Below are 15,729 nucleotides of genomic sequence, written 5' to 3' on the forward strand. Positions count from 1 at the left end.
GAGAAGAAAGGTCAGCGGACGAGGATCAGCTCGCCCTTGCCGCCGGCGGCCACATCGCCCAGCTGGCGATCGATGCCGCGCGAGGCCAGCGTGGCGAACAGCCCGCCGTGCGGCGCCAGATCGCGCGCCAGCAGTTGCCAGAATACAGGGGCACCGGCCACCGCCGGCACGAAGGTGGGCGATACCCCCGGCGCCGGCCCGGCGAAGACCACGCTGCCGCGACGCATGCCGTAGCCCGCATGGGCGCCGGCGCGGCCAGCCAGTGCGATGGTGCCGGCCACCATGCGCGAGGCGAGGAAGTCGCCCACGTCGCCGAAGACCAGCGCCGAGCCGCGGCGCATGCGGTCGCCGAAACGCGCGCCGGCGTTGCCGCCGACGATCAACGTGCCGCCGCGCATGCCGTCCATGCTGCCGGGCAGCGTGCTGGCCGCGAAGTCGCCGACGGAGCCACTGATGCGCAGTGTGCCCCCGGCCATCTCGCAGGCGGCCAGCGCGCCGGCGTCGCCCTTCACCGTGATCTCGCCGGCGCGCAGACCTGCGCCGACGTAGTCGCCGGCCGCGCCATCCACGATCAGCGTGCCGCCGTCCATCTGCCAGCCGATGCGATCTCCGCGCGACAGGTCGCCGGCCAGCAACAGCGTGTCGTCGCTGCGAGATTCGACCTGGAAGAACTCGGCCAGCGGCACGAGCGCGTTGCCATGGCCGATCTCGAGGCGTTCGACCTCGGCGGCAGACAGCGTGGCGAGCGCCACGGGTGTGATGCCGCGCAGATCCAGCCGCAGCGGCGCCGGCGCCCTCGCCTTCAGCGTGAAGCCGCTCATGCTGCGCTCCCGGCCATCAGCTTGTGCAGATGGAAGTGGAAGGGCCCGAGCTTGCCACCATAGTTGCCCGCAGAGATGCGCAGCAGGCCGCCGGCCGCGCCGAGCGCGATGCCGGCTTCCATGCCCACGCGCATCGCCGCGCCGACGTCGGCCTCGGTCAAGCCGTCGATGACGATCTCCATCACGCAGCGTGTCTCGCTCGTCAACTCGGTCTTCGGCACCAGGCCGACCAGCGTCGGGCAGAACGCGTCGTTGGTCGAGGCGCCGAGCGCCGGGTACTTGCTGCCGACCTTGGAGCCCGAGCGCACCACGCCACCTGGGAAGGGCATGATCACGTTGGGCAGCTTCTTCATCGCCGCCACGGCCGCTTCGGCTGCGGCCAGCGCCGCATCGGTGTCGCGCGCGAGCAGCAGCAGGTTGCCGCCGCCCACGCCCTTGACCACCGCGGTGGTCTCCTGCGCGACGAACTCGCCGTCCATCACCGGCACGCGCCAGTAGCGCTTGCCGGCGATCATCTTGGAGATCTGCCAGCCGTCGCCGAAGAAGCGCAGGTTCTTGCCCAGCGCAACGGCCTCGCCTTCGTCGATTCCGGCATAGACGGCGGTCGTCGGGCAGGTCAGCACGCATTGCCCGACACGGCGCTCGATCTGCTTGGCGAGCTCCTTGCCCGACATCGAGAAGATCAGCACCGCGATGCCGGGGCGGCCGTCGGGCGTCTCGCCCGGCGGGATCTCGCGTTCGATGCCGGCCTCGCAGCCGCAGGCGATCACCGAGGTGGCGAAGCCGGTGGCCGCCACAGCCGCGTGTCGTGCCCACTCGATGTTGTGGGCGGTGATGACGAGCCGCGTGGCCTTCATCGGGAAGGCTTCGGCAAAGGTCTCGTCGATGACGACGCCGTTGCGGTTCATGCCTCACTCCCGGTGAAGCACTCGGCCGGCAGCAGCCGCCCGCCGTTGCAGCAGCTGCACAGTTCGTCGTGCGTGATGGCGACGTTGTCGAAGTTGATCGCGCCGTGATCGTCCCAGTGCTTGCGCAGCGTCTTCTCGATGGCGGTGTCGTAGCCCGGCTCGACGAAATGCGTGCCGCCCACCGGCGTGGCGGTGAGCGTGCCGTGCTTCGCGACCAGCACGCCGTCCTTGAACACCCGCTCGGGCACGCGGAACATCGCCTCGCGGTCGGCCTGTTCGCGGTAGATGGCGATGTCGGCGGCCGCGCCCACGCCGAGCTGGCCGCGGTCGGGCAGGCCGAGCAGCTTCGCCGGGCCGGAGCGCGTCATCACCGCGATCTCGTCGAGAGTCAGCTCGCGCGTGATCGAGCGCAACGCGCACTGCGACACCACCTCGGGGTGCAGCTTGGCGAGCTGTTCCTCGCGGAAGCTGCGGTCCATCAGCAGGCGGATCAGGTGCGGGTAGCTGGTGAACGGGCCGCCGTTCGGGTGGTCGGTGGTCAGCACCACCTGCCAGGGGTTGTTCACGAGCAGGAAGATCTCCAGGCCGATGACCCACTGCAGCGCATTCACGTAGCTCTGTTCGCGGTAGCGGAAGGGCACGACGCCGCAGCCGGCCATGCCCTCGATGTCGGCGCCGACCCACTTGCGCGGATTGGCGAGGTCCGACTGCGCGTACTGGCGCATCGTGTCGCCCGAGGCGGTGACGGTCTGGCCGAACATCACCTGGCCGATGTCGATGCTGATCTGCGGGTTCGCGTTCACCGCCTCGGCGATCTGCTGCGCCGCCGAGGAGAACTTCTTCGGGCCTTCGGTGCCGTAGGCGTGGAACTGGATGTGCGTCAGGTGCGCGGGCAGGCCCTCGAGCGCCTCGATGGTCTCGAGCGTGGAGCGGATGTTGCCGGCCACGCCGAGGTTGCTGCCGTGGATGTGCAGCGGGTGCGGCACGCCGAGTTCCTTCAGCGCGCGCGCCAGTGTGTGCAGCACCTGGCGCGGCGTGACCTGCCAGTGCACGTGCTGCTCGTTGACGTCGAGCTTGCGCTGGTTGAACTTGAAGGCCGAGATGCCGCCCGGGTTGACGACCTTCACGCCCATCGCCTTGCTGGCCTGGATCGTCCACGCGGTGTAGTCGCGCAGCTGCGAGAAGTTCTTTGCGTCGGGGCCGCCTTCGGCCAACAGCTGCAGGAACAGCTCGTCGTTGCCGAGCATCACATACGCGCCGTGGTCGAGCACCGGCACGTCGCCCATCTCCATGTGGGCATGGCGCGCGTTGCTCGGCACCATCGCCGGCTCGAAGGCCGCGGTGTAGCCCATCTCGACGTAGCGGTAGCCGGTGGACAGCGTGCCCGGCGCGCAGTTGCCGCAGGAGGCGAGTTCGAGCAGGTTATCCGGCAGCGCGATCGGGTTGGCGCCGTCGCGGTGGTCCTCGGCCATCAGCATGCGCGCGAGATTGACCTTGCCGCCGCCGATGTGCGTGTGCATGTCGATGCCGCCGGCCATCACCACGCAGCCGCTCGCATCGACCGTCTCGTCGTAGGGTTCGCCTGCCACCGGTGCGGCGATGCGGCCGTCGCGCACGACGAGGTCACGCACGGCATTCGTGCCGTTCGTCGGGTCGATCACGCGACCGCCGCGGATCAGCAGGCTGCTCATGCGGCGCTCCTGGCCGGCAAGGCCTGCAGCAATCGTTTCGCCACCTCGGCCACGCCGGGCAGCGCATCGGGCCGCACCGCGTGCAGCGGCATCAGCACCGTGCCGTCGGTGCGGAACACATGGCCCGCACTGCCGATGCCCGGCGTGCCGACGGGAATGAACACCGCGCCGGGCCGGCGGCACTGCGCCGCCAGGGCCGGGTGACCGAGCACGACCAGCGGCAGCGTCGTGGCCGGTGGCGCGGACTGCGCATCGAAGCTCGCCACCCACAGCATTGCGTCGACGGCGCCGTCGTCGAGCAGGCGTGCCGCGCCGAATCGCAAGGGCTCGTGCTCCAGCCCGCGCGGGCCGGCACGCGAGCGCACCGGCAGGCCTGACAGCCAGGCGAACACCTGGTTGGCGGTGGCCGCGCCATTGCCGCCGCCGATCCACAAGGCGGCCGCACGGGTCTTGCGATTCAGATGCCCCACCGTCTGGTGCACCGACTCGACGATCAAGGCGCCCTGCGCCGGCAGCCGCGGCGGCGCACCCACCAGCACGGCGTAGCGGGCCGCGTGCAGGCGCTCGGCCAGCGCACGCAATTCAGTGGGGGCGTTGGCCAGCGGCCGCTTCGCGACCAGCGCGCAAAGCACAGACAGGGTGTCGAACAGGTCCCCCTGCGGCGCGATGGACTCCACCGTGACACCCGCGCCAGCCCAACCGGCCAGCGTGGCCACGTCGCTGTCCGTCGGCCCGATCACGACCACGTGCCGCTGCGAAACCTGCGCGTCGCCGATGCCGAGCCGCTCGCGGATCAGCGGTGCGATCGCCATCGGCAAGCCGCCGACGAAGACGATCAGGTCGGCACGCGTGCGCACCTCGGCCAGCGTGGTGGTGAACTGGCCACGGTCCTGCAAGGCGCGCAGGCCCTGCACCAGCGCATCGCCGCCGGCCGAATCCCAGATCGCGCCGGTGGCGCAGGCCAGCGGGTACAACGCGCGGGTGCCGGCGACATCGCTGCCCAGGCCGGCGAACAGCGGCTGCCGGCTCGCCGAGAGCAGCGCGGCCGCGGCGGCGAGTGCCGAATCGAGACTGGCCGGCTGGCCGTCGACTTCGGGCGAAGCGGCCTTCGGCAGGCTGGCGAAGTGGCCGAGCGCCTGGCTGGCCCGCTCGCAGTGCCCGCCCTGCAGCTTCAGCGGCTCGTCGCCGGCGCCCACGCGCACGTCGAGGTGGTCGCAGGCCAGGGGGCAGAACGGGCAGGTCCAGACGCCGGCGGCCGCGGAAGAAGTGGTCATGGATGATCCGTCACGCAAACGATGTGCCACTGGGCGCGCCGGGCACATTGCGGCCCTGCGCGGAGCGATCCGGCCAGATTTGCCACACAGTGTGGCGAATCCGGCGGCCGGAGGGCGCCCCCACCCCTGCTACGGCCGTGGCACGAATCATGATGCAGTCGGCGCCATGCGAGCTTGTCCGAAGACAGGGAGGGTGCATCAGCGGCGCACCGGCGGCAAGCGCCCATCGTGCAGCGCGCTGGCCACCAGCCATGCGTACGCGCCGGCGTCACGGGCGGCGTCGAGGTCGGCCGCGTGGCGGATGCCGCCGGCGCCGACCAGCTTCGTGCCCGGCGAACGTTCCTGCACCTCGCGCAACGTGGCGAGGTCCGGGCCGGCATCGGCGCCCACGCGTTCCAGCGTCATCACGATCACACGGCTGGGCCACAGCTGCGGCAGCTCCCAGCAGCCGGCCGGGTCGAGACGCTGGCCGTCGCGTCGGTCCAGCGAGAGCACGCCGCGTTCGCGGCCGCCGTCTCGCCCGGCAAAACAGCGCGCCAGTTCGTCGCGCGAGCGCAGCGACTCGCTGGCGATGATCGTCACCACGCGATCGGCCTCGGACCCGATGCGTTCGCGCAGTTGCAGCGCCGCATCCGCATCGGCAAAGCCGGCATCGACCCAGAACTCCAGCTCGGGCATGGCCTGCAAGATGCGCCGCAGCACCTCGGCCTGCGCCGTGCCGCCGGTCAGCGCGTCGAGGTCGGCGGCGTACAGCCGGTTCGAATCGCAATGGGCGCACAACGCGCGCGCCACCTCCACCGGATCGCTGCCTTCGCACAAGGTGGAGACAATCGGCCGGTACGACTGCCGGTCGCCGCGCACGGCGCGCACCACCTGGCCGTGCATCAGGTCGATCACGGGGATGAGGATCATGTCGGTGGCGGGTTCGAGGGCGTGGCGATGATGCAGGTGTTTGTCTACGAGTATCTCAGCGGCGGCGGCGCGGTGGACGACCCGACCGCCGAGACGCTTCTGCCGCAGGGCCTGGCGATGCGCGATGCGCTGGTCGCCGACCTGCTGGCCAGCGGGCATTGTGACGTCACCGCGGCCACCTGTGCGCAAGCCGGCGCCCTGCCCGCCGGCGCGGCCGAGACGGCGGCACGCGAAGGCGAGACGCCGCTGGACTTTGTCGCGCGCCTGGCCGTGGAACACGAGGCAGTGTGGGTCATCGCCCCCGAGACCGGCGGATGCCTGGCCGACTTCGAGCGGATGGTCGGTGCGCCGCGCTGGCTGGGCTGCGACGCGCAGAGCATCGCCACCGCGTCGAGCAAGGGAGCCACGCTGCGCCACCTCGCAGCGCACGAGGTCGCCACGCCGCTGGCCCACGCCGACGGCGCGGCGGCATGGGTGGTCAAGCCCGACGACGGCGCGGGCAGCGTCGACACCCGCGTGCACGCCCACCTGGCCACGGCCCAGGCCGACCTCGCCGCGCGCCAGGGCCGTGGCGAGAGCGCCTGGATGGAGCCCTGGGTCGAAGGACAGGCGCTGAGCCTGTCACTGCTGTGCGAGCTCGGCCGCGCCGAGTTGCTGAGCGTCAACCGGCAGCACATGCGCCACGGCGACGGCGGCGCGCTGCACTATGAGGGCGTCGAGATCGACGTGATGCCTGCGCTCGACCCGCGCCGCAAGACGCTCGCCGCGCTGGCCGCGCGCGTGGCTGCGGCGATGCCAGGCCTGCGCGGCTTCGTCGGCATCGACATCGTCTGCCCGCCGCGCGGCATGCCGGTGGTCATCGAGATCAATCCGCGGCTGACCTGCGCCTTCGTCGGCCTGTCGCGCCGGCTCGGCCGCTGTCTGGCTGCCGAGGTGCTGGCCCTGCAGCGACTGGAGCGCGCCGATGCGTGAACGCAAGGTGATCGGCTGGGACATCGGCGGCGCGCACGTGAAGGCCGCGTTGCTGCGCGGCGGCGCGGTGCTCGACGCGGCGCAATGGCCCTGCCCGCTGTGGCAGGGCCTCGACCATCTCGAACGCGTGCTCGCGCAGGCGCAGGCCCGCTGGCCGGCGCTGGGCGAACATGCCCATGCGGTGACCATGACGGGTGAGATGGTCGATCTGTTCGCGCACCGCGAAGACGGCGTGCAACGCATCGCCGGGCTGCTGGCCGGCCACCTGCCGACGCCGCGCTTCTTCGCCGGCGATGGGGGCTGGTTCGGCGCCGCGCAGGCTGGCACGCAGTGGGAACAGATCGCCTCGGCCAACTGGCTGGCCACCGCGCGCCACGCGGCGCGGGCCATGCCGCAGGCAGAAGGGCTGCTGGTGGACATCGGCAGCACCACCACCGACCTGATCGCCTTTCGCCGCGGCCACGTGCTCACTGCCAGCCGCAGCGACGCGCAGCGCCTGCAGCACGGCGAGCTGGTCTACCAGGGCGTGGTGCGCACGCCGCTGTGTGCGCTGGCGCAGCGCATCGACTGGCGTGGTGCGCGGCTGAACGTGATGAACGAGTTCTTCGCCACCACCGCCGACGTCTACCGCCTGACGGGTGAGCTCGACGCGGCACACGACCAGCACCCCAGCGCCGACAACGCGCCCAAGGATGCGGCGCACACGCGCGCCCGGTTGGCCCGGATGATCGGCCTGGACGAACGCGACGGCAGTGCCGCGCAGTGGCTGGCCTTTGCGCAGGCCTGGCGCAGCGAGCAACTGGCGGAGCTGCGCGGCCAGATCGAGCGGGTCGTGGCCGATCACGACCTCGCCGCCGGTGCCACCGTGGTCGCCGCGGGCTGCGGCGCCTTTCTCGTGCCGGAGCTGGTGCCCGAGGGCTGGCGTTTCGCGGCCTATGCGAGCGAGGTCGCACGCCTCGCACCCGATGCGCTGGCCGGAGTGGCGGGCTGGGTCCAGGTGGGCGCACCAGCCGTGGCGGTGGCAGCGCTGTACGGGCAGGAGCAGGCCTGATGTGGGTCGTGAAGATCGGCGGCAGCCTGAACAACGACCCCGTGCTGCCGCAGTGGCTGGAACTGCTCGCCCAGCTCGGCGGCGGCCGCGTCACGCTGGTGTGCGGCGGCGGCGGCTTCGCCGACGAGGTGCGGCGTGCGCAGGGGCATTGGCACTTCGGCGACTTGCAGGCGCACAACATGGCGGTGCTGGCGATGGCGCAATCGGCCTACCTCGCCCACGGCCTGCGCCCGGAACTGCGCCTGGCGAACAACAAGGCCGAGCTGCACGAGGTGCTGCACAGCGGCCACACCGCGGTATGGCTGCCCTTCGACTGGCTGCGCGAGCAGCCCGGCGCCAACACCAGCTGGGAGCTGAGTTCCGACAGCATTGCACTGGATCTCGCCCGACGGCTCAATGCCGAGCGTCTGGTGGTGGTGAAGTCCTGCGCGATCGACCCGGCCGCGAGCCTGGCCGACCTGAGCGCCAGTGGCGTGCTCGACGGCCGCTTCGCGACCATCGCCGCCGGCGCGGCCTTCCCGATCGACGTGATGCACCGCGCCGAACTGGCGCGCATGCGCTCGCTGCTGCTCGGCGAGGCCCGGCTCAACGGCGCGTGAGCGGCGCGCGCGCGAAGCGCATCGACAGCACCAGCTCCTGCAGGCACTGCGCATCGAGCGCGTCGCTGCGCTCGCCGCGGCACACCGCGCTGCGGAAGCCGGCGAAATCGGGCGCCAGCTCCGCCAGCGCGTCGGCATGCGTGGCGCGCAGCGCTCCGGCCAGGCCGACGAGCATGCCGGCCTTGCGCGTGGCGAAGACGAAGCCCTGCAGCACCTCGATGCCCAGCGCGTCGAACAGGCTGCCGGCGCGCTTCTCGGCGGTGTCGAGCATGAGCGCGGGAAAGCCCAGCGTGCGCGCCCGCGCGACGGCGTGCTGGTCGAGGCCGCGGTCGGCGATGAACACCGGCACCACCGGGCGGCCGCAGTTGGCCAGCGCGAACAGCACCGCGCCGGCACCCGGGTCGCGCTCGATGCCCACCTTGACGTAGTCGACCCCGCACGCACCCACCGCCTCGACCCGCGCGAGGATGGCGCCCGAATCGGGCATCGGCAAGTCGCCGATCGTGGCGCTGATGGGTAGCGTGATGCCGCGCTCGCGCAGCGCCACGACGACGGCGCGGATGGTCTCGATCGGCAGCCCGCCCAGCGCGCCCTGCCCTGGCTCCTTCAAATCGATGAAGTCGGCGCCGCCGGCCGCGGCGAGCAGCGCCTCCTCGACATTGCGAACGCTGACCAGCAGGCGCATGCTCAAGCCACACCCTTCGCGCGATGGGCCGCCACCGCCTCCTGCAGCCAGCCCCAGGCCTCGTGCTCGCCGGCACCGGCAGTCTTGTCGATGGCGATCTGCAGGTATGCCATCTCGGCCTCGACCTTGTCGGGCGCGAGCATGTGCAGCCGGCTCACCAGCACCGCGCCCTCCACCACCGCCGCCTGGGCGCGGTTCAGGCCCATGAAGGGCGCATGGCTCGCCTCGTGCACACGCGCCAAGCGCAGCACCGGGCGCTGAACGTCGTCGACAGACTCGTCCAGCGCCAGCTCCACGTGCGCCAGCGCGCAGGCCAGCCGCTGCCCGGCGATGCGCTCGGCCGGCAGCAGCGGCCAGGTGCGACGGCCGGTCACGCAACCGGCGAACACGCGCGTGTCGGTGATCAGGTTGAGCACGGCGTGGCGCGTGGCCAGCACGTTGGACAGCGTGGTCGAGGGTTTGAAGGGCATCAGCACCACGCGGCCGGCCTGGTAGCGCACGCCCATCGGCGCGATGTGCGGCGCGCCCTCGGGCGACAGCGTGGTGACCACGGTTTCGAAGATCTGGTCGTTCATCGTCAGGTCTCGGACTTCTTCGGCGTGGCGCGGGTCGGGCCTGGCGCGCACCATGCATTCAGGTCGTCGGCTTCGCGGTCGACGGCACAGCCCCAGTCGAGCGGCTGGTCCTGCGTGTAGCGCTTGCCGAGTTGCCAGGCGAGCTGGGCATGTGCAAGTTCCACGCCCATGTAGAAGGCATGCGAGGCGTCGCCCTCCAGGCCGAGCTGAGGCCACAGCTCGAAGGCGTCTTGCCCCGTTCTCATGCCGTCGCGGTTGTAGACGTGCAGGCCCTGCTGCGACACCTGCACGCGGAAGTTCGGGTCGCGCACCTGCGCCGCGGTGGCAGCGATCTCGTCGGGCGTGTCGGGGAACGGATGTTTGGCGTGCACCGTCATCAGCGCGTCGTTCATCCCCTTGGGCAGCGAGCGCTGGCGCGCGGCGGCATGCATGATGCGCCGCGCCCAGTCGGCCTCCTTCACCGCGCGACGCGCATGCGCACTGACCTGCGTGGTCAGCACCGCGGCGACGTTCAGCTCGGCAGCCATGCCGAACAGCAGCGCGTTGATGCCGCTGGTGTCGGCTTCGGTGAGTTCGGTGAGGTTGCCCACGCCCATCATGATCGGCGCCTCGGGGTAGCGCGCGCGCAGCGCGTGGTAACGAACGATCGACGCCACCAGCCCGAACGGGATCGGGTCGAGGATCGGGTCGGCGAGGAAGGCGCGGCCCTTGGCGCGCAACGCATCGATCGCCGCGTGCAGCGAGGACTCGTCGTGCGGGGTGCGTGGGATCAGCACCGGCGTGGCCGCCACCTCGTCGGCGACCCACAGCGTGTCGACCGTCAGGCTGAGCAGGTAGTCGGCGCCGGCGCGGCCGCCGCGCAGCAGCTCCTGCACGTCGACCGAATCGACGCTGACGGCGAAGCCTTCTGCCTTCAGCGCCCGCACGCTGTCCTCGAGGTGCGCGAACGCGGTCTCGGGCAGGCAACCGAGGTCGATGACGTCGGCGCCGTCGCGCTGGAGTGCATGCGCGCGCGCCACGATGGCCTCGACCGACAGGCGCGGCGCGTCGACGATCTCGGCGAAGATCGCCACCTCGTATTCGCTCAGGTCCTCGGGCTTCGCGGCGCGATTGAAGAAGCGCGGCAGGTCCTTCAGCTCCTCCGGCCCACGCATCACGGGGATGCCGAAGTGCGCCGTCAGCGCGTCCAGGTCGCCGCGGCAGCGGCCGGGCACGACGATGCGGCTGGCCTGCACGGGCGCCTCGACGCGGCGGCGGATCATGTCGGCCGTCATCAGCGCGGCGACCTGCAGGCCGATCTCTCGCACCTCGTAGGTGAAGGGCGCGTCGTCGATGCCGGCCAGCACGCGCTCGAGCTGAGGCTGCGCGAGCCGGCCGGTCAGGAAGAGGATGTGGTCCATGCGAGAGAGAGTGCATCGAGCCGCCGTTGCAGCGCGGCCTCGAGTTCCGCCGGCGAACACACCACTTCGCAGAAGTCGATCTCGCGCAGGCGCTCCACGTTGTCGAGCTCGACGCGGCGCGGCCGCAGCGTCACCCAGTCGTGCGGCGACTTCGTCACCACCACCGGCTCGGTGTCGCAGGCAAACACGATGCCCGGGATGCCCAGCTTGCCGGCCTGCGCGAACATGTTGGTGGGCAGCGTGTCGCTGATGCCGACCACACACTTGGCCACCGTGTTGCTGGTGGCCGGCGCGATCACCACCGTGTGATAGACGTCGTCGTAGAGCATGCCCACCGGCACGGCGCTGGCCGTCTTGTCGCGCACGAGGCGGAAGCCCGGCGCGAAACGCGGACGCAGCTCGTCCAGTGGCATCTTGTAGATCGGCAGCACCTCTTCGGCCGCGTCGGACAGGAACAGGTCCAGCGCCGGCAGCCGCGCGGCCAGCGCGATCGATTCATCGAGGTAGTGGCCCGAGCCGGTGATGCACCAGGCGAAGCGCGAGCGCGGCGGCAGGGGCGAAGCGAAGTCGTCGCCCGGCCGGTCAGTCGGGGTGCGAGACTTCGATGTGAAGCTTGTGGAGCTTGCGGTAGAGGGTGTTTCGGCTGACATCGAGCGCCTTGGCGACATTGCTCACGTTCCAGCGATGCTGTTCGAGCAATTGGAGCAGAACCTGGCGCTCGTTGGCCTGGATCGGGTTGAGTTTGACCGGCAGGTCGTCGCCGCCCAGGTCGTCGGCCATCGACGCGGCCAGGCGCATTGCCGAGGACGCCTGCGGCGGCAGCGTGGGTGCGGCGGCCACATGGATCAGCGTGGGCAGGTGCTCGCGCGTGATCGGCTTGCCATCGGCCAGCGCCGCCGCCGTGCGCAGCACGTGGCGCAGTTGGCGGATGTTGCCCGGCCACGGGTGCTCGAGCAGCAGCCGCTCGGCCTCGGCGGTGAGCGAGCCCGCGCCGCCGGCCTCGGCGGCCAGCACGGCCAGCATCAGGTCGCGGCGGTCACTGCGGTCGCGCAGCGGCGGCAGTTGCAGCTCGATGCCGGCCAGTCGGTAGTAGAGGTCTTCGCGGAAGCGCCCTTCGCGCACCAGCGCCGGCAGATGCTGGTGGCTGGCGCTGATGAGCTGGAAGTCGACCGGATGGGTCTCCTCGGTGCCCAGCGGCGTGACCTGGCGCTCGTCGAGCACGCGCAGCAGCCGGGCCTGCAGCTCCAGCGGCATGTCGGCGATCTCGTCGAGGAACAGCGTGCCGCCGTCCGCCTGCAGAATCTTGCCGCGCCGGCCGGTGCGCTGAGCGCCGGTAAAGGCGCCAGCGCGGTAGCCGAACAGCTCGGACTCGATCAGCGTCTCCGGCAGGCTGGCGCAGTTGACCGCCACGAAGGCTCCGGCCGCGTGCGGGCTGGCCTCGTGCACGGCGCGCGCGAAAACCTCCTTGCCGGAGCCCGTCTCGCCGCACAGCAGCACCGGTGTCTGGCGGGCGATGACGCGGCGTGCCGTGTCCAGGTGGGCGACCAGCCGCACGTCCTTGAAGGTGGTGCCGCTGGCCGGCTTCGGCGCGGCCAGCCGGGCGGGTGTGCGCGCCGGGGCGAGTTGCCCGGCGTTGGCGGCCACGGTCGGGCCGGCGACCATCGGCGCCTTCGCGTCCGATGCCGGCCGGCGCGCCACCGCGAAGAAGCGCAGCGCGGCGTTGGCGCGGTAGGTCACCACCGGGTGGAACGACGCCGAGGTGCTGCGTTGCAGCATGTCCTCCAGCGAGGTCTGGAAGAGGTCTTCGATGCGGTGCGAGCGGATGTCTTCCATCGACTGCAGGCCGAGCTGGAACAGCGCGCTGCGGTTGGCGGCGAGGATGCGCCCGTCGTCGCCGACGGCCAGCTTGCCCTCGTGCAGCGTGTAGACGAACTCCGGCCGGCTGTGGAAGTGCAGCGGGTGCGCGTTGCGGTAGCGCGCGTCGATCAGGCGGTTCTCGATCATGCGCGCCGTCATGCCCAGCAGCACGAGCAGGTGCTGCTGCATCAGGCTGGAGCGGCTGGTCACGTCGAGCACCGCGGCGATCTCGCCGGAGGGGTCGTACACCGGCACGGCCGAGCAGGTGAGCTGGGTGAACTGGGTGAAGAAATGGTCTTCGCGGCGCACCGACACCGGCCCGGCCGCAGCCAGGCAGGTGCCCATGCCGTTGGTGCCGGCCGCCGTCTCGCTCCACATGCCGCCCACGCGCAGGCCCAATGGGCCGACCTCGGCGGCGAACTCGGGTGACGAGACCATGTGCACGATCACGCCGTCGGTGTCGGTCAGCACCACCGCCGCCTCCGCATCGGCGAGCTGCTGGTACAGCGTGGTCATCTCGTAGCGGGCGCAGGCGATGACATCGGCGCGGCGGGCGCGGCGCTCCTCGAGCTCGACACGCGCGACGAAGGCCGGCTCGCAGGCCTTGGCCGGGTCGAGCCGGTATTCGTTGAGGCAGCGGCTCCAGGACTGCGCCACCGGGTCGTTGGCCTGCTCGGGCACGCCACTGCGCACCAGCTCCAGGATCCGGTCGGCATGCCGGTGGGCTTCACGCATGGTCAAGGTCATCGTGGTCTCCAGGACGAGCCAAGAGCGGTTTCGGGAACAATTCCTGATTGTCGGTTCGGGCCGCTGGCCTTCGCACCGGGTAAACCACGGGTGCGTTAACCTCTTGCGGGCCTGCATTTTGCAGCCCTTCCGCGAGCCTGCCCGCAGAACACGGAGAAACTGCCTTGACCCCCCTCAATGTCCGCCCGACCGGCTTCGCGGCCGCACCTGCCCAAGGACCGCAATCGAGCGCGGCGATGGACCTGATCTTCATCGAGGGCTTCACGGGCCAGACGGTGATCGGCATCCACCACACCGAACTGCACGACCCGCAGCCGGTGGTGATCGACCTGCACGCCGGCCTGCCGAGATCGCGCGCCTGCGACACCGACCGCATCGGCGACACCATCGACTACGGCGTGGTGCGCGAGCGCCTGCAGCGCCTGCTGGTCGAACACCGGCTGCAGCTGCTCGAGGCCTTTGCCGAGGCGATTGCCGACATCCTGCTCGACGAGTTCCGCGCCAGCTGGGTGCGCGTGAAGGTGGTCAAGCCACGCAAGTTCGACGATGTGCAGGCGGTGGGCGTGCAGATCGAGCGCCATGCCGCCGAGACCGACACGCCGGCCCAGCGCGAGCAGCGCGGCGCCGCGGTGCTGCACCTGATCGGCAGTGGCATGGTGCCCGGCGGTCGCTGAGCCGCCCCAGAACGAAAAAGCCGACCGGCGGACCGGTCGGCAATCTCAAACCCTCTCTCTCCCGACGCACCGTCGCCGGTGCGCCGCTCTCTTCACTTCGCCTGGAACGGGTGGGCCACCGAGCCCTTCTTGGCAACCACTTCGGCGGCCGTGGGCGAACCGGCGACAGCGCGCTGGATCGACTCGCGAACGGCCTTGTAGTTGTATTCCTGGATCTTCTTGTCGTCTTCGGCCAGCCAGTGGATGAAGACGCCGACGCAGATGAACAGGTTGTCGGCTTCGGCGGCGGGGATCGTGCCGTCCTCGACGCTGTCGGCCACGGCCATTGCCACGCCGCGCTGGGCGGGGCCGAACATCTGGACGGCCTGCTTGGCGCCCTTGATGGTGACCTTGTTGAACATCACGGTGGACGGCTTGGTCAGCAGGTTCGGTGCGACCACGGCCAGCAGCGACGTGAAACCATCCTTGTTGTTGGTCAGCGCGTTGGCGAAGGCGGACTCCGCAGCCGAGCCGCGCGGCCCGATGATCAGGTCGATGTGCGCAACTTCGTTGCCGTCACCGACGAGGGACTCGCCAACCATCATGCGATCGATTTTTGCCATGGCGTTTGTATCTCCTGTGAATGTGATTCTCTGAGTGTCGACACACTGGCCTCAGTCCAGCGCGTCGCAAACGCTATCACGTTCCATGCCACTGCGGGCCGAGCAGGCTCGCGATCATGAGGGTGGCGACGGTCAGATCGGCGCTCGTGCCGGGGTTGATGCCCCGTGCCTTGAGGGATTCGTCCCAGGCGGCGAATGCGGGCTCGCCGTCGGGCGAAGCATGCCCTCGCCACGCCTGCGCCGCCGTCATGACAGTGTGTGCCACGGCCTCGCCGTGTTTTCGAACAATGTGTGAATCGGGAATGGCGCCCAGAAACCCCAGGAAGACGCGCGCAACGGCGGCCTTCGTGGCCGCATCGGGCGCCTCGCCCGCCGGGCGGACCCCCAGTACAAACCCTGAGGGCCACACCGCCCGGCCGATGTCGAACAGGTCCGCATGGCCGCTGGCGTACTGCTGTGCGATGCGATCGCGCGACGCGGCCAGCCGCATCGCCTCGCGCAGGCCGACCGTGGGCTCGTCGTGCACGTCCTGCGCCGGCGCGTCACCCAGGCCACCGGGGTTGGCGCGCGCGATGGCACGGTAGGCGGCACGTGCATCGGCCACGTCGAGCGAGTTCATCACCTGCGCGATGGCCGCGCGCAGCGCCACCACGCTCGCACAGGCGCCTTGGCGCTCCACCGCAGCGGCCACCGGCGCGCACAGCAGCAAGATGCCGAGATTCGTGTTGCAGCCCACCGTGGCCCAGGTCGCTGCCATCGCGCCTTCGATGCGATCGCCGACGGGAGCACCGGGCGTGAAGAGCGGGCCGACGGCCGCCTGCGCGCTGGCCAGGAACATGTCCGCCTGCATGCGGTGGCCCGCCGAGGCCAGGCTCACGTTACCGGGCTTGCGCACCGCCACGTCGAGCCAGCAGGCCTGCAGGAAGCAGGCGCGGGCGCGGTCGAGCAGCGCGCGATCCAC

16 protein-coding genes are annotated in these 15,729 nt (G+C 70.9%); 4 read left to right on the top strand and 12 right to left on the bottom strand.

All coding sequences use genetic code 11. The features are described from left to right. Positions 1–11 precede the first annotated feature (11 nt). From HZ992_RS13555 to HZ992_RS13575, 5 genes are all read right to left on the bottom strand, one after another. The gene (locus HZ992_RS13555; RefSeq protein ID WP_209382378.1) at positions 12–821 is read right to left on the bottom strand and encodes a formylmethanofuran dehydrogenase subunit C; all 810 of its coding nucleotides are present in this window, start codon (positions 819–821) and stop codon (positions 12–14) included. Further along, positions 818–1,729: a formylmethanofuran--tetrahydromethanopterin N-formyltransferase gene (gene fhcD / locus HZ992_RS13560; protein ID WP_209382379.1), complete on the bottom strand. Its 912-nt coding sequence runs from the start codon at positions 1,727–1,729 to the stop codon at positions 818–820. Before fhcD ends, HZ992_RS13555 begins: the two co-directional genes overlap by 4 nt. Further along, a complete protein-coding gene (locus tag HZ992_RS13565) occupies positions 1,726–3,420 on the bottom strand; it encodes a formylmethanofuran dehydrogenase subunit A (RefSeq protein ID WP_209382380.1) in 1,695 nt (564 codons plus the stop codon). The genes fhcD and HZ992_RS13565 overlap by 4 nt, the downstream gene beginning before the upstream one ends. Further along, positions 3,417–4,694 carry a molybdopterin-binding domain-containing protein gene (locus HZ992_RS13570; RefSeq protein WP_209382381.1) on the bottom strand — a complete coding sequence of 426 codons (1,278 nt, stop codon included), beginning with the start codon at positions 4,692–4,694 and terminating at the stop codon, positions 3,417–3,419. The genes HZ992_RS13565 and HZ992_RS13570 overlap by 4 nt, the downstream gene beginning before the upstream one ends. 198 nt (positions 4,695–4,892) lie before the next feature. Then, a complete protein-coding gene (locus tag HZ992_RS13575; protein ID WP_209382382.1) occupies positions 4,893–5,606 on the bottom strand; it encodes a HisA/HisF-related TIM barrel protein in 714 nt (237 codons plus the stop codon). A gap of 27 nt (positions 5,607–5,633) precedes the next feature. Here HZ992_RS13575 and HZ992_RS13580 point away from each other — a divergent pair, with 27 nt between their 5' ends. The 3 genes from HZ992_RS13580 to HZ992_RS13590 are packed head-to-tail and all read left to right on the top strand — an operon-like array spanning position 5,634 to position 8,228. After that, entirely contained in the window at positions 5,634–6,578 is a 945-nt protein-coding gene (locus HZ992_RS13580) for an ATP-grasp domain-containing protein (RefSeq protein WP_209382383.1), read from the top strand. After that, a complete protein-coding gene (locus HZ992_RS13585) occupies positions 6,571–7,629 on the top strand; it encodes a hydantoinase/oxoprolinase family protein (RefSeq protein ID WP_209382384.1) in 1,059 nt (352 codons plus the stop codon). The genes HZ992_RS13580 and HZ992_RS13585 overlap by 8 nt, the downstream gene beginning before the upstream one ends. Continuing rightward, positions 7,629–8,228 (top strand): amino acid kinase family protein, encoded by a 600-nt coding sequence (locus HZ992_RS13590; protein ID WP_209382385.1) that lies wholly within the window; start codon positions 7,629–7,631, stop codon positions 8,226–8,228. Before HZ992_RS13585 ends, HZ992_RS13590 begins: the two co-directional genes overlap by 1 nt. On the opposite strand, the gene HZ992_RS13595 is transcribed toward HZ992_RS13590, so the two are convergent. The 5 genes from HZ992_RS13595 to HZ992_RS13615 are packed head-to-tail and all read right to left on the bottom strand — an operon-like array spanning position 8,215 to position 13,492. After that, on the bottom strand, positions 8,215–8,913 hold the full coding sequence (locus HZ992_RS13595; RefSeq protein WP_245213497.1) for a (5-formylfuran-3-yl)methyl phosphate synthase: 699 nt from the start codon (positions 8,911–8,913) through the stop codon (positions 8,215–8,217). The genes HZ992_RS13590 and HZ992_RS13595 overlap by 14 nt on opposite strands. A 2-nt stretch (positions 8,914–8,915) precedes the next feature. Further along, positions 8,916–9,488 (bottom strand): DUF447 domain-containing protein, encoded by a 573-nt coding sequence (locus tag HZ992_RS13600; protein ID WP_209382387.1) that lies wholly within the window; start codon positions 9,486–9,488, stop codon positions 8,916–8,918. A 2-nt stretch (positions 9,489–9,490) separates the two neighbouring features. Then, positions 9,491–10,888: a DUF6513 domain-containing protein gene (locus HZ992_RS13605; RefSeq protein WP_209382388.1), complete on the bottom strand. Its 1,398-nt coding sequence runs from the start codon at positions 10,886–10,888 to the stop codon at positions 9,491–9,493. Further along, the gene (locus tag HZ992_RS13610; RefSeq protein ID WP_209382389.1) at positions 10,867–11,538 is read right to left on the bottom strand and encodes a flavoprotein; all 672 of its coding nucleotides are present in this window, start codon (positions 11,536–11,538) and stop codon (positions 10,867–10,869) included. The genes HZ992_RS13605 and HZ992_RS13610 overlap by 22 nt, the downstream gene beginning before the upstream one ends. Beyond that, complete coding sequence (locus tag HZ992_RS13615; protein WP_209382390.1) at positions 11,471–13,492, bottom strand: sigma-54-dependent Fis family transcriptional regulator; 2,022 nt, start codon at positions 13,490–13,492, stop codon at positions 11,471–11,473. The genes HZ992_RS13610 and HZ992_RS13615 overlap by 68 nt, the downstream gene beginning before the upstream one ends. 236 nt (positions 13,493–13,728) lie before the next feature. On the opposite strand from HZ992_RS13615, the gene HZ992_RS13620 reads away from it, so the two are divergent. Then, positions 13,729–14,166: a dihydroneopterin aldolase gene (locus tag HZ992_RS13620; protein ID WP_209387171.1), complete on the top strand. Its 438-nt coding sequence runs from the start codon at positions 13,729–13,731 to the stop codon at positions 14,164–14,166. Positions 14,167–14,258: 92 nt separating this feature from the next. Here HZ992_RS13620 and fae read toward each other — a convergent pair whose 3' ends face one another. After that, positions 14,259–14,768, bottom strand: a complete 510-nt coding sequence (gene fae, locus HZ992_RS13625) for a formaldehyde-activating enzyme (protein ID WP_209382391.1) — start codon at positions 14,766–14,768, stop codon at positions 14,259–14,261. A gap of 76 nt (positions 14,769–14,844) precedes the next feature. Beyond that, a complete protein-coding gene (locus HZ992_RS13630; RefSeq protein ID WP_245213015.1) occupies positions 14,845–15,729 on the bottom strand; it encodes a triphosphoribosyl-dephospho-CoA synthase in 885 nt (294 codons plus the stop codon).

Source organism: Rhizobacter sp. AJA081-3 (genome assembly GCF_017795745.1).
Taxonomy (GTDB): Bacteria; Pseudomonadota; Gammaproteobacteria; order Burkholderiales; family Burkholderiaceae_C; genus Piscinibacter.

Bases quoted from the DNA above. Each gene is read 5' to 3' on its own strand.
- HZ992_RS13585 (WP_209382384.1), top strand. From the start codon at position 6,571: ATGCGTGAACGCAAGGTGATCGGCTGGGACATCGGCGGCGCGCACGTG.
- HZ992_RS13610 (WP_209382389.1), bottom strand. From the start codon at position 11,538: ATGTCAGCCGAAACACCCTCTACCGCAAGCTCCACAAGCTTCACATCG.
- HZ992_RS13590 (WP_209382385.1), top strand. From the start codon at position 7,629: ATGTGGGTCGTGAAGATCGGCGGCAGCCTGAACAACGACCCCGTGCTG.
- HZ992_RS13620 (WP_209387171.1), top strand. From the start codon at position 13,729: ATGGACCTGATCTTCATCGAGGGCTTCACGGGCCAGACGGTGATCGGC.
- HZ992_RS13600 (WP_209382387.1), bottom strand. From the start codon at position 9,488: ATGAACGACCAGATCTTCGAAACCGTGGTCACCACGCTGTCGCCCGAG.
- HZ992_RS13555 (WP_209382378.1), bottom strand. From the start codon at position 821: ATGAGCGGCTTCACGCTGAAGGCGAGGGCGCCGGCGCCGCTGCGGCTG.
- HZ992_RS13565 (WP_209382380.1), bottom strand. From the start codon at position 3,420: ATGAGCAGCCTGCTGATCCGCGGCGGTCGCGTGATCGACCCGACGAAC.
- fhcD (WP_209382379.1), bottom strand. From the start codon at position 1,729: ATGAACCGCAACGGCGTCGTCATCGACGAGACCTTTGCCGAAGCCTTC.
- HZ992_RS13595 (WP_245213497.1), bottom strand. From the start codon at position 8,913: ATGCGCCTGCTGGTCAGCGTTCGCAATGTCGAGGAGGCGCTGCTCGCC.
- HZ992_RS13580 (WP_209382383.1), top strand. From the start codon at position 5,634: ATGATGCAGGTGTTTGTCTACGAGTATCTCAGCGGCGGCGGCGCGGTG.
- fae (WP_209382391.1), bottom strand. From the start codon at position 14,768: ATGGCAAAAATCGATCGCATGATGGTTGGCGAGTCCCTCGTCGGTGAC.
- HZ992_RS13605 (WP_209382388.1), bottom strand. From the start codon at position 10,888: ATGGACCACATCCTCTTCCTGACCGGCCGGCTCGCGCAGCCTCAGCTC.
- HZ992_RS13570 (WP_209382381.1), bottom strand. From the start codon at position 4,694: ATGACCACTTCTTCCGCGGCCGCCGGCGTCTGGACCTGCCCGTTCTGC.
- HZ992_RS13615 (WP_209382390.1), bottom strand. From the start codon at position 13,492: ATGACCTTGACCATGCGTGAAGCCCACCGGCATGCCGACCGGATCCTG.
- HZ992_RS13575 (WP_209382382.1), bottom strand. From the start codon at position 5,606: ATGATCCTCATCCCCGTGATCGACCTGATGCACGGCCAGGTGGTGCGC.